At 43.9% G+C, this 21,982-nt stretch carries 21 protein-coding genes; 14 read left to right on the top strand and 7 right to left on the bottom strand.

The window, feature by feature from the left end; all coding sequences use genetic code 11:
• Positions 1-177: 177 nt before the first annotated feature.
• From thrA to ung, 4 genes are all read left to right on the top strand, one after another.
• Positions 178-2,643, top strand: coding sequence for a bifunctional aspartate kinase/homoserine dehydrogenase I (gene thrA, locus PCAR9_RS15140; RefSeq protein ID WP_179984326.1), 2,466 nt, complete (start codon positions 178-180; stop codon positions 2,641-2,643).
• 46 nt (positions 2,644-2,689) lie between these two features.
• Positions 2,690-3,634, top strand: coding sequence for a homoserine kinase (thrB, locus tag PCAR9_RS15135; protein WP_179984325.1), 945 nt, complete (start codon positions 2,690-2,692; stop codon positions 3,632-3,634).
• A 155-nt stretch (positions 3,635-3,789) separates the two neighbouring features.
• Positions 3,790-5,073, top strand: a complete 1,284-nt coding sequence (gene thrC, locus PCAR9_RS15130) for a threonine synthase (protein ID WP_179984324.1) — start codon at positions 3,790-3,792, stop codon at positions 5,071-5,073.
• On the top strand, positions 5,073-5,744 hold the full coding sequence (ung, locus tag PCAR9_RS15125) for a uracil-DNA glycosylase (protein ID WP_179984323.1): 672 nt from the start codon (positions 5,073-5,075) through the stop codon (positions 5,742-5,744). Before thrC ends, ung begins: the two co-directional genes overlap by 1 nt.
• Positions 5,745-5,819: 75 nt before the next feature.
• On the opposite strand, the gene PCAR9_RS15120 is transcribed toward ung, so the two are convergent.
• The 3 genes from PCAR9_RS15120 to tal all read right to left on the bottom strand — a co-directional run bounded on the left by PCAR9_RS15120 (position 5,820) and on the right by tal (position 8,983).
• Positions 5,820-5,996: a DUF3545 family protein gene (locus tag PCAR9_RS15120; RefSeq protein ID WP_081765847.1), complete on the bottom strand. Its 177-nt coding sequence runs from the start codon at positions 5,994-5,996 to the stop codon at positions 5,820-5,822.
• A 362-nt stretch (positions 5,997-6,358) separates the two neighbouring features.
• The gene (gene pgi, locus PCAR9_RS15115; RefSeq protein WP_179984322.1) at positions 6,359-8,008 is read right to left on the bottom strand and encodes a glucose-6-phosphate isomerase; all 1,650 of its coding nucleotides are present in this window, start codon (positions 8,006-8,008) and stop codon (positions 6,359-6,361) included.
• 15 nt (positions 8,009-8,023) lie between these two features.
• Entirely contained in the window at positions 8,024-8,983 is a 960-nt protein-coding gene (gene tal, locus PCAR9_RS15110) for a transaldolase (RefSeq protein WP_179984321.1), read from the bottom strand.
• 386 nt (positions 8,984-9,369) lie between these two features.
• Between tal and yaaA the strand changes: the two genes are divergently transcribed.
• Complete coding sequence (yaaA, locus tag PCAR9_RS15105) at positions 9,370-10,146, top strand: peroxide stress protein YaaA (protein WP_179984320.1); 777 nt, start codon at positions 9,370-9,372, stop codon at positions 10,144-10,146.
• Between the two features lie 278 nt (positions 10,147-10,424).
• Positions 10,425-10,778 carry an RNA recognition motif domain-containing protein gene (locus tag PCAR9_RS15100; RefSeq protein WP_179984319.1) on the top strand — a complete coding sequence of 118 codons (354 nt, stop codon included), beginning with the start codon at positions 10,425-10,427 and terminating at the stop codon, positions 10,776-10,778.
• 58 nt (positions 10,779-10,836) lie between these two features.
• Here the strand turns inward: PCAR9_RS15100 and PCAR9_RS15095 are convergent, their stop codons facing one another.
• Positions 10,837-12,096: an MFS transporter gene (locus PCAR9_RS15095; RefSeq protein WP_179984318.1), complete on the bottom strand. Its 1,260-nt coding sequence runs from the start codon at positions 12,094-12,096 to the stop codon at positions 10,837-10,839.
• Positions 12,097-12,633: 537 nt separating this feature from the next.
• Here PCAR9_RS15095 and PCAR9_RS15090 point away from each other — a divergent pair.
• Genes PCAR9_RS15090 through PCAR9_RS15080 form a run of 3 tightly spaced genes read left to right on the top strand, consistent with a single transcriptional unit; the run spans position 12,634 to position 14,217 of the window.
• Complete coding sequence (locus tag PCAR9_RS15090) at positions 12,634-13,161, top strand: helix-turn-helix transcriptional regulator (protein ID WP_179984317.1); 528 nt, start codon at positions 12,634-12,636, stop codon at positions 13,159-13,161.
• A complete protein-coding gene (locus PCAR9_RS15085) occupies positions 13,158-13,880 on the top strand; it encodes an AzlC family ABC transporter permease (protein ID WP_179984316.1) in 723 nt (240 codons plus the stop codon). Before PCAR9_RS15090 ends, PCAR9_RS15085 begins: the two co-directional genes overlap by 4 nt.
• Entirely contained in the window at positions 13,870-14,217 is a 348-nt protein-coding gene (locus PCAR9_RS15080) for an AzlD domain-containing protein (RefSeq protein WP_179984315.1), read from the top strand. The genes PCAR9_RS15085 and PCAR9_RS15080 overlap by 11 nt, the downstream gene beginning before the upstream one ends.
• A 36-nt stretch (positions 14,218-14,253) precedes the next feature.
• On the opposite strand, the gene PCAR9_RS15075 is transcribed toward PCAR9_RS15080, so the two are convergent.
• The gene (locus PCAR9_RS15075) at positions 14,254-14,775 is read right to left on the bottom strand and encodes a DUF421 domain-containing protein (RefSeq protein WP_179984314.1); all 522 of its coding nucleotides are present in this window, start codon (positions 14,773-14,775) and stop codon (positions 14,254-14,256) included.
• A gap of 115 nt (positions 14,776-14,890) precedes the next feature.
• The gene (msrA, locus tag PCAR9_RS15070; RefSeq protein WP_179984313.1) at positions 14,891-15,493 is read right to left on the bottom strand and encodes a peptide-methionine (S)-S-oxide reductase MsrA; all 603 of its coding nucleotides are present in this window, start codon (positions 15,491-15,493) and stop codon (positions 14,891-14,893) included.
• A 572-nt stretch (positions 15,494-16,065) separates the two neighbouring features.
• Between msrA and PCAR9_RS15065 the strand changes: the two genes are divergently transcribed.
• Entirely contained in the window at positions 16,066-16,500 is a 435-nt protein-coding gene (locus PCAR9_RS15065; RefSeq protein WP_118492719.1) for an OsmC family protein, read from the top strand.
• A 69-nt stretch (positions 16,501-16,569) separates the two neighbouring features.
• Here the strand turns inward: PCAR9_RS15065 and sodC are convergent, their stop codons facing one another.
• Entirely contained in the window at positions 16,570-17,112 is a 543-nt protein-coding gene (gene sodC, locus PCAR9_RS15060) for a superoxide dismutase family protein (RefSeq protein ID WP_179984312.1), read from the bottom strand.
• A 342-nt stretch (positions 17,113-17,454) separates the two neighbouring features.
• Between sodC and PCAR9_RS15055 the strand changes: the two genes are divergently transcribed.
• The 4 genes from PCAR9_RS15055 (at position 17,455) to PCAR9_RS15040 (ending at position 21,965) form a co-directional block, all read left to right on the top strand.
• On the top strand, positions 17,455-18,096 hold the full coding sequence (locus tag PCAR9_RS15055; RefSeq protein WP_179984311.1) for a glutathione S-transferase family protein: 642 nt from the start codon (positions 17,455-17,457) through the stop codon (positions 18,094-18,096).
• Between the two features lie 280 nt (positions 18,097-18,376).
• The gene (locus PCAR9_RS15050) at positions 18,377-20,221 is read left to right on the top strand and encodes a DUF885 domain-containing protein (protein ID WP_179984310.1); all 1,845 of its coding nucleotides are present in this window, start codon (positions 18,377-18,379) and stop codon (positions 20,219-20,221) included.
• A 162-nt stretch (positions 20,222-20,383) separates the two neighbouring features.
• Positions 20,384-20,719, top strand: a complete 336-nt coding sequence (locus tag PCAR9_RS15045) for a VOC family protein (RefSeq protein WP_179984309.1) — start codon at positions 20,384-20,386, stop codon at positions 20,717-20,719.
• An 88-nt stretch (positions 20,720-20,807) separates the two neighbouring features.
• The gene (locus tag PCAR9_RS15040; RefSeq protein ID WP_232091222.1) at positions 20,808-21,965 is read left to right on the top strand and encodes a tetratricopeptide repeat protein; all 1,158 of its coding nucleotides are present in this window, start codon (positions 20,808-20,810) and stop codon (positions 21,963-21,965) included.
• The last annotated feature ends 17 nt before the right edge of the window (positions 21,966-21,982 follow it).

Below are 21,982 nucleotides of genomic sequence, written 5' to 3'. Positions count from 1 at the left end.
CAAATTGCTTGTATGAAAAAGATTCTACTTACTCGCAGCACCATTATGTTAATTACCACCTTAAAAAGGGCGGTCGCTGACTAGTGCAAGTAAGCAAAAGACAACGAAAGCCCGCCTAACACAGAGCGGGCTTTTTTTTACACACGTTTTAGCATGCGTAACCTTAAGGAGCAGCATATGAAAGTCTTAAAGTTTGGGGGTTCTTCTCTAGCCGATGCACCGCGATACATGCGCGTTATGGAAATTAGCACGGCAACCCACCAAACCGACGGTGCTGCGGTTGTACTTTCTGCCCCCAAAGGGGTAACGAACGCGCTTTCACTACTTTGTGAACAAGCAGCCGCGGGTGAAGATTTCCAGCCATTATTCGATAAGTTGAACGACACGGTTACAGGCATTGCCAATGACCTAAACGATGAGTTCGACGGGTTTGAGCACGCAAGCGTGGTGGAATTTATCAATAGTCACTTATCAGTATTAAAACAGCATCTTGAAGGCATCAAGCTGCTCGGCGTCGCGCCAGATAATGTTGCTGCTGGTATTCTTAGCATTGGCGAATACATCTCGGTGACGCTTTTTAGCGCTATGCTATCGGCTAAAGGCATCGCAAATCGCGTTATCGACCCAGTTAAATATGTACTTGCCGAGGGCGATTACCTAGACAGTATTGCCGACGTATCGCTAAGTAAAGCACGTTTTACAGATGTACCTACCGATGGTAGCGAGTTTTTGATTATGCCAGGTTTCGTTGCCGTTAACGAAGCAGGCGAAAAAGTAACCCTAGGACGTAACGGCTCTGACTATTCAGCAGCTATCTTGGCGGCCTGTATCGACGCAAGCTGCTGTGAAATTTGGACTGACGTAGACGGTGTCTACAACGCTGATCCAAATCAAGTTGAAGGCGCGGTACTGCTTGATAAGCTTACTTATCAAGAAGCGATGGAGTTGTCTTACTTCGGCGCAAAAGTGCTTCACCCCAAAACTATCGGTCCTATTGCTCAGCACCACATTCCTTGCTTAATCAGAAATACGTTAAACCCGGCAGCGCCTGGTACGCTAATCAGTAATGAAAAAAGCGAAGTGTGGACGTCGGTCAAAGGTATTTCACAGCTTGATAATGTCACTATGTTCAACGTGGCCGGCCCAGGCCTTAAAGGCATGGTGGGTATGGCGAGTCGTGTGTTTGAGGTGATGTCTAACGCTAATATTTCAATTAGCCTTATTACTCAGTCATCTTCGGAATATTCAATTAGTTTCTGCATTCAAAGCAAAGATGCCAGCCGTGCATTAACGTTACTTGAAGATGCTTTTGCGCTAGAACTACAAAACCAGCTGCTGGACCCTATTGAAGTGCGTCACGACTTGGCCATTGTTACTTTGGTTGGTGACGGTATGCGTCAAACTAAAGGCTTGGCAGCGCGCTTCTTTAACTCGCTTGCTCAAGCGCGAGTAAACAATGTTGCTATTGCACAGGGCTCTTCAGAGCGTTCTATTTCCACAGTAATCGAAAGCAAGCGTGCTAAGAAAGCAGTAAAGGTTATTCACCAGAATTTTTTCTCTGATCGCCATACCATAGACGTATTTCTAGTAGGGTGTGGCAATGTAGGAACCGAACTGCTTGGACAAATTCAAAAGCAGCAGCCGGCACTTTTAAAACGCAATATTCAGCTGCGCGTTTATGGTATAGCCAATAGCCGTAAATTGCTGTTGAACAGCCAAGGTATTGATTTAAGCAGCGATTGGAATGCGGCACTTGACTCTGCAAGTGAAGGCTTGAGTGTAGAGCGCCTGCATCAGTTTGCGAACGATAACAGTTTGGTCAACCCAGTCATTGTTGACTGTACTAGCCATGAAGCCATCGCTAATCAGTACGTCGATATGATGGAAAACGGCTTTCACGTAGTAACGCCTAACAAAAAGGCGAACACTTCCGCTATGGCTTATTACCGTAAGCTGCGTAAAACGGCACTTACTACAAATCGTCAGTACCTTTATGAGACGACAGTGGGCGCGGGTCTTCCTGTTATCGACAACCTACAAAAACTGTTCAGCGCAGGTGATGTGCTGCATCGTTTTGAAGGTATTCTTTCAGGCAGTCTATCTTACGTATTCGGTAAGCTTGAAGAAGGCATGAGTTTGTCTCAAGCTACACAAACTGCCAAAGATAACGGTTTTACCGAGCCAGATCCTCGCGACGATTTAAGCGGTATGGACGTAGCGCGTAAGTTACTTATTATGGCCCGTGAAGCCGATTTAGAGCTTGAGCTTTCTGATATAGAAATTGAGTCGGTACTGCCTGCGGGATTTGCAGAAGACTGTTCTATCGACGAATTTATGCAGCAGCTACCTGAGTTAGATGCTGCAATGAATGAAAAAGTTGAGGCGGCTAAAGCGGAAGGGAAAGTGCTTCGCTATATTGGCAGCATTGAAGATGGAAAGTGCAAAGTTAGTGTACAGGCCGTACCTGCTAGCAATCCGCTTTCTCAGGTTAAAGACGGCGAGAATGCGCTGGCGATTAATAGTGACTACTACAGCCCAATTCCTTACGTAATCAGAGGATACGGTGCAGGTGGTACGGTTACCGCGGCAGGGGTATTTGCTGACATTTTACGTACTATGCCTTGGAAACAGATGGCTCATTAATGGCTAATTTAATTAGCTATGTCGCAAGCGAAGTAAGAGAAATTATATGAAAGCATTCAAGGCCTTTGCGCCGGCATCAATTGGAAATGTAAGCTTAGGCTTCGACGTACTTGGCGCGGCGCTTGCGCCGGTTGACGGCACCAAGCTAGGTGACGAGGTAGAAATAAAAGCGGCTGAATCATTTTCATTGGAAACAGTGGGCCGCTTTGCCCACAAACTTCCGGGTGATGCAGATAGCAATATTGTCACTAAGTGCTATCACTATTTTTGTGAGCAGATGGAAAAAGCGGGAAAGCTAACGTCTCCTGTTGCACTAACGCTACATAAAAACCTACCTATTGGTAGTGGTCTAGGTTCAAGCGCAAGTTCTATTGTGGCAGCGTTTGCGGCACTCAATGCTTACTTCGATACGCCATTTGATGAAGATACGCTACTTATTATGATGGGTGAGCTAGAAGGTCAAATAAGCGGTAGTATTCACTACGATAACGTTGCGCCATGTTACTTAGGTGGCATGACTTTGATGACAGGTAGCGACGCGCCGGTCACACTGTCTTTACCTCTTAACGATGACTGGTACTATGCAGTGTGCTATTCGGGCATTAGCGTATCGACGGCGGCAGCGCGTGACATCTTGCCTAAGCAGGTGGATATGGCGACGGCGCTTACCTTTGGCCGACAACTTGGTGTATTTGTTCATGCCTTACACGCGGGTAACTTTGACTTGGCGGCGTCGGTAATGAAAGATGTTATTGCCGAGCCTTACAGAAAATCGCTATTGCCAGGTTTTGATGAAGCTCGCGCGTTTAGCGAGCAAGCCGGAGCTCTAGCTTTTGGTATTTCGGGCTCGGGGCCTACGGTGTTTGCTGTATGTCCAAGCAAGGCGCAAGCGGAAGAAGTCGCAGCATATTTAACCGCGAACTACATTCAAAACGAAGATGGCTTTAGCCATGTGTGCCAAATACCAAGCCAAGGTACTATTATTTCTTAAAAGTCATGATTTCTTAAAGGCATATGATTTCGCAAAGATACATGACTTCTCAAAAGCACATGATTTCTTAAAGTCATAGTAATTTATAAAAGTACTGTGATTTTTCAAAAGATTAAAAGGGCAGCCTATCTGCCCAACTATAAAGGTAACAGCAAGTGGAATTGGTAAATTTAAAAGATTCATCGGACACAGCAAATTTTGCCGAAGCCGTTAAGCGGGGCTTAGGTAAAAACCAAGGGCTTTATTTTCCAGAGCATATTCCCACTCTAGATAATATTGACGAACTGCTAGAAAAACCATTCGTTGAGCGTAGCATTGAAGTACTTCGCGCGCTTATTGGCGATGAGCTGAATAACGGCGAGCTAGAAGAGATTGTTCAAACCGCGTTTGCGTTTGGTGCGCCGGTTGAGCAGGTTAATGATAATGTCTACAGCCTAGAGCTGTTCCACGGTCCAACGCTGGCATTTAAAGATTTCGGCGGCCGTTTCATGGCGCAAACCCTTTCACGCATCAGCGAAGGCAAGCCAGTAACTATTTTAACCGCAACATCAGGTGATACAGGTGCCGCGGTTGCTCACGCGTTTCATGGTATCGATAACATCAACGTGGTTATCTTGTTCCCGAAAGGAAAGATTAGCGCGCTGCAAGAAAAGTTATTCACCACGCTAGGCGGCAATATTCACACTGTTGCAGTAGAGTCTGACTTTGATGCATGCCAATCATTGGTTAAAACTGCATTTGACGATCCTGATGTACGCGAGGGTCTTCACTTAAACTCAGCAAACTCCATTAATATCAGCCGTTTGTTGGCGCAAGTGTGTTACTACTTTGAAGCGGTAAGTCAGCTGCCTAAAGAGAAGCGCGATCAGCTTGTTATTTCAGTACCTAGCGGTAACTTTGGTAACCTGACGGCTGGCATGATTGCTAAATCCTTAGGTCTTCCTATCAAGCGTTTTATCGCGGCAACTAACCTAAACGACACTGTGCCTCGCTACCTTAAAACAGGCGAGTGGGACCCTAAAGCGACCGTTGCAACCATGTCTAACGCGATGGATGTTAGTCAGCCAAATAACTGGCCTCGTATTGAGGCGCTTATAGAGCGTGGTTACATCGACAAGTCGTGTCTTAAAGGTGAGATGGTAGACGAAGAGTATACCCAGCTTGCAATGCGTCAATTAGCCCAACAAGGCTATACCAGCGAGCCTCATGCCGCTATTGCCTATCGCGCGGTAAGCCATGACTTAGAAGACGGTGAAATAGGTTTGTTTTTAGGAACGGCACACCCAGCTAAGTTCAGAGAGACAGTAGAAAACGTATTAGGTAATCCTATTAGTTTACCTAAAGCGTTGGCCGACGTAGCGGGAGAAGACAGCTTAGCGGTTGACTTACCAGCGTCCTACGATGCACTTAAACAGCACATGATGGACTTACTTAAGTAATGTCATCATCGGAGTTGACTTGGCAAAGCACGCTAGGTGATGAAAAGCAAAAAGACTATTTTGTTGAATTGATTGAGCGGGTGAAAAACGCTCGTGGAGCGGGTAGTGTTATTTACCCGCCTCAGTCTGACGTATTTAATGCACTTAAATACACCCCGCTTGATAAGGTTAAAGTCGTGATCTTAGGGCAAGATCCCTATCACGGACCTAATCAGGCACACGGGCTATGTTTTTCAGTAAAAGCGGGCGTTAAGACACCTCCATCTCTGAAAAACATGTACAAAGAATTGTCAGCCGATATAGACGGTTTTAGCGAGCCTAATCACGGTACGCTTACGTCTTGGGCAGAACAAGGCGTACTCTTACTTAACACCGTGTTAACGGTGGAGCAAGGGAAAGCGCATAGTCATGCTAAATGGGGATGGGAAACCTTCACCGATAAGGTTATCGATGTGGTCAATACGCACTGCCACAACGTTGTATTTCTTTTGTGGGGAAGTCACGCGCAAAAGAAAGGTAAGCACATAGACCGTGAAAAACACCACGTCTTACATGCACCTCATCCATCTCCGCTTTCAGCGCACAGAGGCTTTTTAGGTTGTAAACACTTCAGCCAAACCAACCAATATCTAGTCGACAAAGGTAAAACGCCGATCATTTGGCAGGTATAGCGTTAGCTTTTACGCTAAGCATTTACACCATGCTAGAAAGTAAAAAGGCCGCCTGTGTCACAGGCGGCCTTTAATTTATCTTTCCAGTGTTTCTAGCTCGTACTCGAAACCACAGTCGAGTTCGGCCAGTTCTTTTTCTAAAGCGTACCTATCGCGTAGCGCTTCGATTTCTCTCCACTTACGTTTTTTACTTTTGGTTTTTGCTGGGCTTGCTTCGATGTCTAACATGGCAAATAGATCTGATTTATCCACTGGGATCTCCTTTTTATACCACTACAACTAATACAGAGTTTTTTATTTATAATTCCCTCTGTACAATTTTGTATCACAGCCGCCACTAAAATAAAATAGTTTAATTTACCTTTTATTAACAAATTGTGACGATATGATGACAAGGGCAAGGAAAGTTCAGTGTGTTCAAAGCGTAAACAAAAACTGTATCTAATTGAATCTATTTGTTTTATTAGTAAACAATAATACAGCGCTACGGATATCAAAAATGTCTGTCGTATGCTTGATAAACACCGCAACAAAAAACGGCTAGCTTCCAAGAAAGCTAGCCGATCAGTTTGTTATTTGCACCAGGTGGGTGATTTTAAATCACCTCGAGTTCCTTATTTTGGTGCATTCGCTGCTCTGAATTTAGCAATCAATTGTTGTGTTGAAGCGTCGAAATTATCTTTGTCTGCTTCGCCTTGAATGCCAGCAAGTACTTGGTTTCCTAGTACTTTACCTAACTCTACGCCCCATTGGTCGAATGAATTAAGGTTCCAGATAACACCCTGAACGAATACCTTATGCTCATACATTGCAACCAGCGCGCCAAGTGTTTTAGGTGTAAGGCTATCGAATAAGAAAGTGTTGCTAGGCTTATTACCAGGCATGGTCTTATGGGCAGCTAAACGCTTGCGTTCTGCGTCGTCTAGGCCTTTACCGTCAAGATCTGCATAACATTCTTCAAAAGTTTTACCCTGCATTAGTGCTTGTGTTTGACCAAAGCAGTTAGACGCGAGCATAGCGTGATGCGTGTCGTCTTGGTTAGGAACGTTAAGTGGCAGCATGAAGTCTGCTGGTATCACGCCAGAGCCTTGGTGAATAAGCTGGTGGAAGCTGTGCTGACCGTTTGTTCCTTCGCTACCCCAAATAATAGGGCCAGTAGGATAGTCTACATTTTCACCTTCTTGCGTGACTTCCTTACCATTACTTTCCATATCTAACTGCTGTACATAAGCAGGTAAACCGCGAAGATAGTGGTAATAAGGCAGTAGTACATGGGATTGTGCATCGAAGAAGTTTCTGTACCATACGCCTAACAACGCAAGCAATACTGGCATGTTTTCTTCAAGCGGTGCCGTTGTGAAATGTGTATCCATTTCAAATGCACCTTCAAGCAAGCCTTTAAAGTTTTCAAAGCCAAGAGCAAGTGAAATAGGCAGGCCGATAGCTGACCATAGCGAGTAACGACCGCCAACCCAATCCCACATAGGGAAAATGTTGTCGGCGCTGATACCAAATTCGGTCGCTGCCTTAACGTTTGAAGATACTGCTACAAAGTGCTTAGCGATATCTTCTTGTGTACCGCCAGACTTTAAGAACCAGTCTTTAGCCGTTAGCGTGTTCTGCAACGTCTCTTGGGTAGAGAAAGACTTTGATGACATTACCACCAAGGTCTCTTCAAAATCTACGCTAGATAGCACATCGTGAATGTGGCAACCATCAACGTTTGCAACGAAGTGAACCTTAACCGCTTCAACCGTGTGCGGTTTTAACGCCTCGGTCATGATTTTAGGGCCAAGGAACGAACCACCAATACCAATCGCTACAATGTGCTTGATAGGTTTGCCTGTATAGCCTTTGTGTTCACCATTGTGGATTGAGGCAGTAAAGGCCTCAATTTTTTCAAGAGTGGCGTGTACTTCAGGCATGACGTCTTCGCCGTCTACCATTACTTTGCGGTCAGAGAAGTTACGAAGTGCGGTGTGAAGCACAGCACGACCTTCTGTTGAGTTAATCTGCTCACCAGAAAACATTGCGTCGCGCAGGGGCTCTAATTTACAAGCACGAGCTAGGTCAAAAAGCCCTTTAAGCGCATCGTCATTTACACGGTTTTTTGAGTAATCAAGAAAAATACCGCAGGCTTCAAGCTGCATCTTTTCTGCGCGATTTGCATCTTGTGTAAACCAGTCGCGCATATGGGCATCTTTCACCGCTGATGCAAGTTCAGACAGCTTTTTCCATTCGGGAAGAGAAGTTAAAACACTCATTGTCTCGTCGGTTCCTTATGCACTTAGTTTTTCGCGAAGCATGGTTTCAAGCTTCTCTTGGTCAGCTGCGAAGTTGCGAATGCCTTCTGATAGCTTTTCCGTTGCCATCGCATCTTCGTTCATTGCCCAGCGGAACTCACTTTCTGTTAGACGGTCGCCTGGCGTTTTTGTCGCGCCATTGTCTTTAAGCTTAACTTCTAGTTCACCTGGCTCGTTGGCTAGTTCTTCAAGTAGTGCAGGGCTGATAGTTAGACGGTCACAGCCAGCTAGTGCCTGAATTTCACCAATGTTGCGGAAGCTTGCGCCCATTACAACCGTGTTGTAGCCGTGCTCTTTGTAGTAGTTATAAATTTTGGTCACTGACACTACGCCTGGATCTTCATCTGCAGCGTAAGACTCAGTGCCAGTCGCTTTTTTGTACCAGTCTAGAATACGGCCTACAAATGGAGAGATAAGGTAAACGCCTGCTTCTGCACATGCTTGCGCTTGGGCGAAGCTGAACAGCAGGGTTAGGTTGCACTGAATACCTTTTTTCTCTAGTGCTTCAGCAGCTTGAATACCTTCCCACGTAGACGCAATTTTAATAAGAATGCGGGACTTATCGATACCTGCATCTTCGTATAACTGTACCAAACGCTCTGCTTTTTCAATCGTTGCGGCAGTATCAAACGATAGGCGGGCGTCAACTTCTGTTGAAATACGGCCTGGGATTGTTGCAGAAATTTCTTTACCAATGGCTACTGCTAACTTGTCAGAGGCATCAGTTAACTGCTGGTCAGCATCGTTTGACTGAAGTTTTGCCCACGCTACAGCGTCATCGATTAGGCTTGCATACTGAGGAAGACCTGCTGCTTTTAGCAGTAGCGACGGGTTGGTAGTAGCGTCAACCGGCTGATATTTTTTGATGGCATCGATGTCGCCGGTATCGGCAACTACGGTAGTGATATCACGTAATGAAGCTAACTGATTGCTCATAATTCTCTCTGTACTTTATCAATAATAAACTTGGACAACTCGCTAGAATAGCCAGTTGAATAAAACGATACGCTTGCGCGTTTTTGTAGGATATTGCGCTTGCGTTTTCTCTTTGTTTACTTAGCTTGTAAAAAACAAACTAAGCTAAGTCGAAAATAGCGCTTTGGTTTACAAGAAGCACTAATAAGCAGTGCATCAAGGTTATTGTTTGAATATTTTTTGTAATGCTATTTATATCAAACCCGTGTGACAATTCATACATTGAATAATGACAAATTCGCTAATCGGATTTCTCTGTTAAGCCAATTTGTGTCTTTCTTATGCCATTTTGCTTTTTAATAGGTATCAGGTGGTACAATAGTGACGTAAAAATTTAAGGAGTCGAAATGTTAGTTGTAGTATCCCCAGCAAAAAACCTAGATTTTGAAAGTGAAGTCCCAGTAAGTCAGTTTACTCAGCCCGAGATGCTTGAAGATACTGAACGTTTGATGGAAGTGTGCCGCACTTTATCTCCGGCAGACTTATCATCGCTAATGAAAATAAGCGATAAACTGGCAACCTTAAATGCTAACCGTTTTGCTGAGTTTTCTACACCGTTCACACCAGAGAATGCGCGTCAGGCAATGTATGCATTTAACGGTGATGTCTATACTGGGCTTGATGCTTATTCGCTAGACAGCGACACCGTAGAATACGCACAAAAACATCTTCGTATTTTGTCTGGTCTATATGGATTGCTAAGACCACTAGATTTAATGCAGGCCTATCGTCTAGAAATGGGGACTAAACTGGCTAACCCTGAGGGTAAAGACTTGTACGCGTTTTGGGATGATCGCATTACCTACGTCTTAAATAAGGCGTTGGAAGCGCAGGGGGATAACGTATTAATTAACCTTGCGTCTAATGAATACTTTAAAGCAGTAAAGAAAAGGTCGTTAGACGGCATGATCATTACCCCAACTTTCAAAGATTGCAAAAATGGTCAGTATAAAATTATCAGCTTTTTCGCAAAGAAAGCCCGCGGCTTAATGGCGCGTTACATTCTTGAAAATCGTGTTGAAGATGTAGAAGGCTTGAAAAACTTCGATGTAGACGGCTATCAATTTAGTGAAGAGCAAAGCTCATCAACAGAATTGGTATTTCTGCGTAACCAAGAAAATTAACAGCTTTTTTCGGTAATAATTACTGATAGTTGAAAGGGGCTCAGCAGCTTCACTCTGGATCAGCTAAAGAATCTTCGCCTTCGATACATGGCCATCGTATTTGCGCGATGGCTATTCTATATCTGGGTTTAATCACACGCTTACAATAGCTGAAGTCAAATTTTTCACTTCTTTGTAAGAAAAACGAATCGCTGTAACACGGCAAGATTAGCTATCATACTACCTACTGCATGCTACACTATAAACAGTACTTTTAAGCCACAAAGTAAGGCAAAAACTTGAGCATATTAGTTCGTAATTTACCCAAATCATTCACCCAAGAAAATCTTGAAGATTTGTTTTTTGAGTTTGGCACTATAGCGTCATGCGACTTAGTGATGGATGATAACTCGGGTTTATCTAAAGGCTTCGGCTTCGTTGAAATGAGTTCCCAAGATGAAACCGATAAAGCGATTGAAACGCTTAACGCCAAAGTTATCGAAGGTAAAAAGATACGTGTTAAATGGTCAAATCAAGAGAAGAAGCAAGCAGCAATAGATGATGCTCCCGCGCCTAAAAGATACATCCCCGAAGATGTATGGGGAATTGGTTCTCGTAATAATTCTGAACTCGAAAACGATACCGAGCAATAGCTAGGGAAACGTAATTGACTAGCGCCGACCATGAAGGTTGTCAGCGCTAGACATTCATTTAACCAGATACGGTTGCCGTCTTTACTTGGGTATTGCGTGTAGTCATAACAATAGCTAGCCATACCAACACACCACCTCCGGCTAACGCCAAACCTACCCAGCCCGTGGATGTATAACCAAATCCTGCTGAAAGAGCCATACCTGCTAACCACGGGCCTAGCGCATTAGCGGTATTGAATGCTGCATGATTCATAGCTCCCGCTAAGGTTTGTGCTTCGCCAGCTACATCCATTAAACGTGTTTGAAGTGGTACTACCATACCGCCGCCTATACCAATGAAAAACAGTGAGGCCGCCATCAGGTACGGATGGCCCATAGACGCGGCGTAAGCCGCTGCAGATAAACCTAGTAGAACTTGAAAGACGATAGCTGAGGTTAGAAGCCTGCCTTCAGAATAGCGCCCAGCAATAATGTTGCCCAGGGTTACGCCGATGCCGTAAATAAGCAGGGTTGCTGAGATTCCCCATTCAGGTGCTGAAGTCGTGTTTAAGTATGAGGCGCTGAAATAAGAGTACACAGAGAACATTCCACCAAAGCCTATAGCGCCCATAAGTAGAACTAGCAGCACATCTTTGTTTTTTAGCGCTTTAAGCTCAGTTAACGGTTTGGCATCCGGGTTTGGCCCGCGATACGGTGCTGTTTTCCACACCATTAATGCGGTGACTAAGGCAAAGGCTGAAATGATAAAGAAGCCTGTTCTCCATCCGAACATTTGACCTATACCACTAATGGAAGGCACACCAATAATATTGGCAATAGCTAAGCCTAAAATAACATTACTGACAGCTTGCGCCCGTTTATTCTTACCGGCAATGTCAGCTGCAAAAAGCATGGCAATACCGAAGTAAGCACCATGTGGAAGCCCTGCAATAAAACGGGCTATATTCATTGTCCATTCTGACCATGCTAGTGCTGTTAGCAAATTCCCCCCAGCATAAAATACCATCATTGAGATAAGCATGGTGCGCCTGGCAAGGCGAGAAAAGAAAATAGTGATGAGCGGCGCGCCTACTACAACGCCAATGGCATAGGCACTAATAGCATGGCCCGCAACGTTTTCAGTTATACCAAAATCTTCAGCGAAGTAGGGTAGTAAGCCCATAGCAGCAAATTCGCTGCAACCTATTACAAAAGTACCGAAAGCTAGCCAGAATGTAATAGTCGCTAGTGAATATTCTCCCGCCGCTGATTGTTTTTGCGAACGGGCTCCCTTATACACTGCCTGAGTAGAAGTGATATCGTCAGTTTGATTCGCCATAAACTATCTTTTTTCCTTCATATCGTACCATTCAGTCGCTTGCTGCTTGAGCACGGCGCACTTGCACAAGGTTAAAATACAAAAACCGGCAACTGGTATGTTTGCCGGCTTTCTATTTTTAAAAGCTATTACTTTGGCTATTCAAAAAAGGCCAAAAGCCTCAAGCTTGTGCTACGTTCATTCATTAATAAGCTAAGATCTTAGCAGCGAATGACCCTTTAGTAACGGTAGCTGATAAGATTTCTTAATCTTTTCAGCGCTTTAAATGTAGTGTGTTTGTTAATGATTTGGTTCACGTCATTTTCTCAGTAATGCACATGAGTGCTAACTCAATACTAAAGTGTTTGTTTTCTGAGCGTAAAAGCTCGCAACATCTGTCGTTTTTACTCAGGCAACTATTAACATTTTATGCAGGGCTAGCAGGCATAGTCGGTTTTATCTTTTAACGATTATTCGTGTCAAAAAACAAATTTCTTGACTTTACTTCGTTCTATATATAGAACGTTCTTTAAATGGAACAAAGTGGTTTGGCGGCGAGTGAATCAATCTACCCTCAATATTTTAGGTAGGCATCTGCAGAAACTTAGGCAGGATAAAGGTGTTTCTCTATCTCAATTAGCCGCAGGTGCAGGGATTGCAAAATCTAACCTCTCTAGGCTAGAGCAGGGCAATGGCAACCCGACGTTAGATACTATTTGGCGATTGGCCAAACAACTAGACGTGCCCTTTGGTCAGCTTGTTCAGCCCCTTAGCACAAGTGTAGGAGAGAATGGGGTGGAAGTGCGACTCATTGAACAAGGACAGGGTATACCTAATGTTGATGCTTATTGGATGTCGGTCGCACCTAATACATTGCGAGAAGCCGAGTCACACGCGGCTGGAACAAAGGAAACCATTACAGTAATAAGCGGTTCGTTAGAAGCTGGAAATATTGGCAGTACTCAACTATTGCTGCCCGGCCAAACTACCGACTTTAAGGCTGATTTACCTCATGTCTACAAAACTCAAGATGACTGGGCAACCTGCCTTATCACTATCGTTTATCACAAAGAGGCAATGGAATGAGCCAAATTTCTTCAAAAAGTGGGCTTAAGCAGGGGATCATAGATGGATTACCTTTGTTAGGCGGGTATATTCCAGTTGCTATTTCATTCGGCGTTATCGCTATTCAAGCTGGCTTTTCTACGTTGGAAGCAACACTCATTTCTGTGTTCATTTACGCTGGAGCGTCACAATTTCTTTTAGTTGCCATGGTGGCTTCAGGTGCTCCCCTATGGTTAGCGGTGTGTATGACATTATTAGTCAACATACGCCATGTGGTTTACGCGCCTAACTTAGTCCCTTATTTACCACAAAGTAGGGCGTGGCCCTACTTAATGCATGGTCTTACCGATCAAATTTTTGCGCTAGCCCATACACGTTTACCCTCTATGGAAGACGCAAAGAAAGTTGATTGGTTTAAAGGGGTTTCCATGGTGGCGTGGTTTAGTTGGATTCTGGGGACTGCACTGGGCGGGTTAGCTGGAGGTTCGCTTACACAGAAATGGCCTGTCTTAGATAGTGTAATGCCGTTTGCCTTACCAGCTTTGTTTCTCGTTCTTTTAGCGCCAAAGTTCACCAGTAAACAATGGGTGGTTACCTTATTGGTCACTATCTCTATCGCCCTTTTCATTGCACTTAGTAGCTTTAAAAATGCGGCTATTCCTTTAGCTGCACTGTTTGGGGCGCTTACATTTTATGTTCTTACTTCCCATGTCGGAAGGAAACCGTCTCATGCAAACTGATATATGGGTGGCAATTATTGTAGCTGCTATAGGCACCTATGCATTACGGGTTGCACCATTGTTATGGACACAGCGTCATTTCAATAAACACAAAGCCAACAATTCCGAAGCGCGCTTGCCTACCTGGTTGAGTGTGTTGGGACCATTAATGATAGCGGCGATGTTGGGAGCTTCTCTTGTTCCTAAAGTGCCATCACCGTCTAGTTGGATAGCCACTGGTGTTGCAACAGCCATAACAATACTCGTTTGGCGTAAAACCAGAACATTGGGCCTACCCGTCTTTTTGGGCGTCGCCGTTTTTGGCGTAATATATTGGTGCGCTTTACATCTTCTATAGATATAACTCAGGTTAAGTGAAAAAGTTAAATGATAGTTAGCCTTTTACGCTTTTCGTACCCTCTAACAAGGCTTCTGAGCAGTGCTCGCCATGTAGCACCGAGATGTCGCCTGTCGTTTCCAGGACTACAGCCCTAACTTCATGCAGATTCAATACGTTAGCTTCCCGTAGCTTGGCTAACAGATCACTGCGTGCCACTCGGGTTTCTTCAAGGGCACCATCAATAATTTCGCCATTTCTCATTAGAACAACCGGCGTGTTTTGCATTATCGCTTCAATTTTATCGGATTTTCTACGAAGCTTGGCGGTGATCGACTGCACGATAAACAAGGCTGCCATAGCTATCATGGCTTGAATGAAAGCAATCCAGTTAGTTGTTTGTGATGCACTGGCGAGCAATGAACCCACTGCTACCGTCATAACAAAGTCGAAGTTTGTCATCTTCGAAAAAGAACGTAAGCCGTTAATACGAACCAGTAATACTACCCATACCATTGCCATCGAGGTAAGAAAAAGGCCTCTACATATCAAGTCAAGCGTTGGGCTAGCGCTAAACATACACACCTCCTCATATTGCTATGGCATCAATATCCATTTGTTTACATAGAATATTAACAATACGCAGAGCTGAAGCGTTGAGATTTGTGCTTAGCCAAACTCGCTATATACTATTTTATTTTCCCATGGCTTTGTCGCCCCAAATTTCTTTTAAGCGCTGGTCGCGACCACAGTTCCAACGGTAGAATTTGTAGCGAACAGGACTCTTCTTATAGAAATCTTGGTGACCTATTTCGTCACCTTTAATTGGATAAAAAGTAGAGGCGTCAAGTATTGGCGTCACCACGTCTTTATTCGGAAACTGGGAGATTACGTCAGCTTTTGTTTTTTCGGCGATAGCGCGTTCTTTATCGTTCGCAACAAAAATAGCGCTAAGGTAGCTGGGGCCTTTATCGCAAAACTGCCCTCTGTCGTCAAAAGGATCAATGTTTACCCAAAAATGATCGAGGATATCTTCATAAGAAAGCACCTCGCCGTCATAAGTAATTTTGACCGCTTCATAATGCCCTTTGTGATTGCCGTTGTAGGTAGGGTTTGGTGCGCTTCCACCAGTAAACCCAGAAACTACGTCGGTTACACCTTCTAACTTTTCAAAGTCAGATTCCATACACCAAAAGCAGCCTCCCGCTAAAATAGCTTCATCGGCTTTTGTAGATGGTATAAATACCGCGGCACTCAAAGTTGCGCCGAACAATACTGCGGTGATTGTAGATTTCATTTTGTACCTTTTACGTTTTGACAGAGCCATATAGCTATGCGCTATGGCCCAGTTTTCCTTCTAAGCTTTTCGACTTATAAAGTAAGGCTATGTTAGTGAACATATACGAGTATTAGATAAAGAACGGTTTAGGCTGCAATTTATTTCACCGTAGTTTGAAGCATCACTTTTTCCTCGCTTATAAAAGAAAGAGCTTAGCTAGCGATTAATAGCATCGCACTAGAATCAAGAACAATTAATACCAAAAGAGGGTAAGTAAAATTTTCATCAGACTCTGTAGCCTGCGTTCATCGGTAGCAAAGTGAACGTCATATTATTTCGCGCCACTGCTCTGTAGCCCTTCCATGACAGGGGGTGAAGTAAGAGACTTTTGATCGGCAGAGCACTTGCATCTCAACCATTATGTGTGAGTCAAAATACGCGACAACTTGTGATTTCACTTAGTGAGGTAGTTCAGCTTTGCTTAACGCTAATCAAACACTGCTTCACTTCGTACAGCCGGTTGTCGTTTGTTTACAACTCTAAAAAGAGCTTGGCTCAGGTTTTATTAAGTAGAAGGTAAGGAAGATAATATGTCTATAGTCAAATCAGGTAGTGCAGCATACAAGCCGTTAGGTAAAAAAGGGAAAGGCAGCATTTCTACGGAAACAGGCGCTTTGTCTAATCAGCCTTATGGGTTTAACACGCGGTTTGAAGATGAAAAAGGGACAAACCCTGAAGAGTTAATTGGAGCAGCTCATGCGAGCTGCTTCACTATGGCACTTTCTTTTGCATTATCCGATGCAGGGTATGAAGACGGCGAATTAAATACAACGGCCAAAATTAGCCTAGACAAAAGCGATGACGGGTTTGAAATTACTCAGTCGGCATTGACGTTAGATGCTGAAGTTGACGGTATCACTGAAGACGAATTTGAAAAAATAGCCCAAGAAGCGAAGGAGAATTGCCCCGTTTCTCAACTGCTGAATGCCAACATTACGTTGGAATACCGGTTAAATAAGGGCTAAATATTTAGCCAATAAAGCAGAACAAAAAAGAGCGGCTTAATAAAGCCGCTCTTTTGTATTAACTGTGGTTTATTTGCTAATTACACCACACGCCACACGTTTTCCACCGCCGCCGAGCTTTTTAGGTGAATCAGAATAGTTGTCACCACCGGCGTGAATCATCAGTGCACGACCTTCAATATCTTCCAGTTCAAGTTCTGGCGCGAAAATTGGCTGAGTAGCCTCACCTTCTTCATTTACATAAAGCACAGGAAGATCGCCTTCGTGACCGCGCTCAGACCATGGAGCTCTATGTTTATCGGTATTTTCTGGGTCAAAGTGACCGCCAGCTGCGCCACCTAGTACCTTTTTGCCATCCTTCATTGCTGAGGAGCAATCTCCATTTTGATGAACGTGGAAACCATGGACACCAGGTGTTAAGCCTGACAGCTTAGGTGTGAATACCACGCCGTCATCATCGTGACTACTCACCATAACTGTACCAATAGCATTGCCAGTTTCTAAGTTTTTCATCATCACTTCTTTTCCTTCTTCATGATGACCGGCAAAACTCCCAGCACTTAGCACTAAAGAAATTGAGCCTGCTAAAGTAGTAAGTAAACGTTTCTTCATAGTATTCTCCTTCACTAAATTAATGATTCGTTTTCGAGCAACTACAAAGTTAACCAGCATAAAACAAACCAGTTCGAGCGAAGTAAAAGAAAAGGTGCTGAAGTCTTTATCAGTGTAAGCCTTAGGCCATACATAGCTCTCAGCTCTTTAAAAAGTCCCTTACGTTGGGTGCAAGACTTATAGCGTCCTATGAAAAAGTTACCGAATGCTTTTCTATGTTCTATGAAATGAAGGCGGGTAAGTTTGTAGTAGCGCGGTAAAACTCAGTAACAATATGGTAGTGGCACTTTTCTCCTATTCGACTTACAGTTAGCCCACTTTCAGTTTTTAAAGGATATTGTTATGTATACACTTTACGGTTATCCGAAAACCCGCTCGGTTCGCGTGGCATGGGCGTTGGAAGAGCTCGGCTTGCCTTTTGATTACAATTTGATTGACCTAAAACAAGGGCAGCACTTGTCAGAGGAATATAAAGCCATAAGCCCGGCTGCAAAAATTCCAGCGCTAGCGACACCCGAAGGCACCTTGACTGAGTCTGCTGCTATTGTCACCTTTTTAGCTGAAAGACACGGCATGCATGAATTTATCCCAGAGCCAGGCAGTTTCGAGCGTGCAAAATATGAAGAGATGATGCTGTTTCTTACCAGTGAGTTAGAGCAGCCCATTTGGAATTTGGCAAAACACACCTTTGCCCTGCCAAAAGAGCAGAGGCTTGAGCAGATGCGCGAAGTAGCGATGTGGGAATTTAATCGAGTGCTGCCTGTGTTCTCTTTTATGCTTGGCGATAAAGAGTTTGTTAGCGGCGGCATGTTTACCATGGCCGATGTGATAGCAGGCCATATTTTGGCGTGGGCGAAAGGCAGTAAACTTGATATTACGCTTGACGGTAAAACAGATAATGTAGGGGCTTACGCGAAACGTGTATTGGGCCGTGAAGCCTATGAAAGAGCATGGCGACAAGAGATGGCTCATTTACCTGAATAGTTTTTTACAGCGTTGAAACAGCCTTGGGCTGGTTTAACGTGGTGCAAATCACAAGCCTTGCTAAGTGTTCAATAGATAACAATTCATCACATGTGAATTTTATATTAGGGATCCAGTTCAGGTCTCAGTAATTAAAGCTGTTTGCTACGTCATTGTAGGGCAATAACATATAACGACAGTGCCGCTGGTTTAGAAGCTAATTTAAAAGCTGAAATTAAAGCTGATACTAAAGCTTACGTTAGATTAACGGCGAGATAATAAAACAAGAAGGTAATCACAAATGAAATCATTTAAAACACTACTCGTCAGTAGTGCAGTAACCATGGCACTGGGTCTTAGCTCAGCGGTAGCATATGCACACAATCACGCAGATATGCAGAGTTCATCAAAAAGTGAATCAGTATCAAAAGAAGTGTCTGAGCACGATAAGCTTTTTGCACTATTTTCGGCTGCCGACCAGCGTGATATCGAGCTTAATCCGATTATGGCCATTTTTCGCGGTGATATGCGTTATGCCGACAGAATGGGCGACTTCTTAACAGACTCCCATGCTATAGCGGGAAAAACGGCAACATTGCTTAACTTGTCAGAACTTAAACAAATTGATCGCAGTAAGTTAAGCGATACCGACAAGCTTGCTTACGATGTATTTAAGTACAATGAAGAGCGCTCGCTAAAAATGTCGAGCGATGAGATTGAAGCGCTCACAGAAGTACGCCCTATAAACCACTTTAGCGGGTTTCATACTTTTTACCCAACCTTTGCAAGCGGAAAAGGCGCAGCGCCATTTAAAACAGTAGAAGATTACGAAAACAACCTATCTCGCCACAAAGATTACATTGCTATTTCTGACCGTGCTATCGGCAAGTTCCACGAGGGCATGGAAAGTGGTGTACTTGAAACTAAGCTAACTATCGACCGTGTGATGAAGCAGTTTGATACTCAACTGGCCATCCCTATCAAAGAGTCACAATTTTGGGGGCCAATTACCATGTTCCCAGAAAGCTTCTCTGTCGAAGAAAAAGCCCGTTTGACCGCTGAATATGAGCAAGCGACGCAAGAAATTTACGATGCAACCGCGCGTATGCGCGACTTCCTGCGCGACGAGTATTTGCCTGTTGCTCGTGAAAGCATTGGCCTTAGCGATATGAAAGGTGGTGCAAAGCTTTATCAATTGATGGTGGAAGGTTCAACGACACTGCCAATGACCCCTGATGAGCTGCATAATCTTGGTTTAAAAGAAGTTAAGCGTATCAAAAATGATATGCTTGAAATTAAAGACGAAGTAAAGTTTGAAGGAACATTAAACGAGTTCTTCGACTATGTACGCACCGATCCAAAATTCAAGCCTGAGAGCCGTGAGGCACTAACCCAGAGCTATTATGATATTGGTCGTGAAGTGGATGAAAAAATTGACCAGTACTTTTCTCTACTGCCAAAATCTGAATTAGAAATAAAACCTTACGATCCTGCTATCGAGCAATTCAGTGCGGGGGGCTCCTATCAACCGGGCACGCCAGACGGCTCTCGCCCTGGTACTTTTTACTTTAATGCCTACGACTTGCCTAGTCGCTTAACTACGGGCAACGTTACCTTGTACCTTCATGAAGGTGCGCCGGGCCACCATTTCCAAGTAAGCCTTGCTCAAGAAAATGAAGCCCTGCCGTCTTTCATGCGCTTTAGTTTCTTACCTGCCTTCGGTGAAGGGTGGGCGCTATATTCAGAAACCTTGGGCTATGAAATGGGCTTTTTTGATGACCCATGGAACCGTTACGGTACGCTTCAGGATGAACAGCTGCGTGCTATGCGTTTGGTAGTAGATACGGGGATTCACGCTAAAGGTTGGAGCCGTGAACAAGCTATCGATTTTATGCTCGAAAACTCAGGCATGACTCGCACGGAAGTCGTGGCAGAAGTAGAGCGTTATATTGCTATACCATCGCAAGCGCTGTCTTACAAAGTTGGCGCGCTTAAAATTCAAGAGCTACGCGCTCGCGCGGAAAAAGCATTAGGTGACGATTTCGACATTCGAGAGTTCCACGCGCAAGTGTTGAATACGGGCGGAATTCCACTTGCTATTCTTGAACAGAAAATTGACCGCTGGATTGCTAGCCAACAAAGTTAGTGAATAGCGGCAAATTAAGTAGAACTTAAAACACTATAAAGCCAGTAAGTTTCAGACCTTACTGGCTTTTTTCGTTTTTGCGACCAATAGCAGTGATATTGACGAATAGCTTCACTAGAGTAGTAATTGTACAATTTTTATAAAGGTTTAAAGGAGCGCAAGGTGGAGTTAGGGTTATTTTCATTGAGTTTAGCGGTCAAGGATATTAATAAATCGAAAGCCTTCTACGAAGCGTTAGGTTTTGAAGCTATGCCTTCATGTGGCTCGGTAGAAGACAAATGGTTAATGATGAAAAACGGCAACACCATGATTGGATTGTTCGAAGGTATGTTTGAAGACAACATTATGACTTTTAACCCCAGCGATGTTAGAGCGCTTCAGGCTAGCTTAGTTGAACAAGACATTGCATTGGATGTACCTGTGAAAGGCGATAGCGGCCCTGGTCATTTTATTGTTAAAGACCCCGACGGCAACACTATTATGTTTGACCAATTTTAAGAAGAATTTCTTTTATTGCCATCGGAAGCTAACTACCCAAGTTTTTTGAGCTATAACTCTTAATCAAAAGGAAGTGAGGGAAGGCAGGTTGAAAACCAAATCGTTATTTTTAGCTATAGCGTTGATGACAACGGTAGCGTGTCAGAGTACCAAAAATACTTCCATCCAGAGCAATAGTGAATTAACACCATTCGATTGGCAGGTTGAGGAGTTCGCAAGGGTTGATGTGGAAGAGCCTGCGTCATTATTTGCGTTGTCTGACCAGCAAAAGCAACACTTTCTTTCTTACTATAACTCGCCGACTAAAGCACATATATCACCTAATTTTCGCCTCGCTTACTACTTAAACGATCTGGTCTCAAATTTTAGCTACGCTGGAGACACCCTAAAAGCACAAGATGTTTTAAACAAACGTTACGGGAACTGTATGTCGCTTGCGTTGCTAACTACAGCTCTTGCCAGACTCGTTAATCTAGATGTGGTTTATCAACAAGTACATACCCCACCACTGTACCGAAGGTTCGGAAAGACACTTACTACGTCTACACATGTTAGAAGTATAATTTTAGGGCCGGAACCTGAAAAAACAGGCGATAGCATTGTTTTTCGAGGTAGAGCCGTCATCGATTATTTTCCATCAAGCCGTGATGACCGGGGAGTTTATATCTCAGAGGCCGATTTTATCTCTATGTATTACCAAAACATGTCTGCTGAAGTGATGAGTGATGACCCTAATTTGGCTTACAGTTACTTGTATCGTGCTATGCAGTTAACTACAACAAATGCTTCAACACTAAATTCTCTCGCCGTACTATATCGCTCGAATGGCTACGAAAAAGAAGCTCGGAAGTTGTATGAGTTCGCTATCGAAAACCATATCCAGTCGGTACATACGTTATCAAATTTCGCCGTGTTGCTTAAAAAGGTAGGCGATGTAGAAACGCTATCGCGTATTGGGGATATGTATTTAAAAACAGACGACGACAACCCTTATCGTTGGATAGATTTAGGTAATGCATTTTTAGCGAAGGGCAAGCTTTCAAAGGCAGAAATGTTTTTCAACAAAGCCATCGCTACAGGCCCTTATTTAGGAGAAAGTTACTCGGCTATGGCTAAGACTTATTTTTTACAGGGTAAGGTGCTTAAAGCTGAAAATATGATGGAAAAAGCGCTCTCTCTTTCACTGCCTTCACAGAATAGAGCGCTTTACACCGCCAAGCTAAAGGCTATTCGAAATAGCCATTAATAACTTAGTTTCCATAG

It is taken from the genome of Alteromonas macleodii (assembly GCF_903772925.1).
Classification (GTDB): Bacteria; Pseudomonadota; Gammaproteobacteria; order Enterobacterales; family Alteromonadaceae; genus Alteromonas; species Alteromonas macleodii_A.
This window is presented reverse-complemented; position numbering and strand designations above follow the sequence as displayed.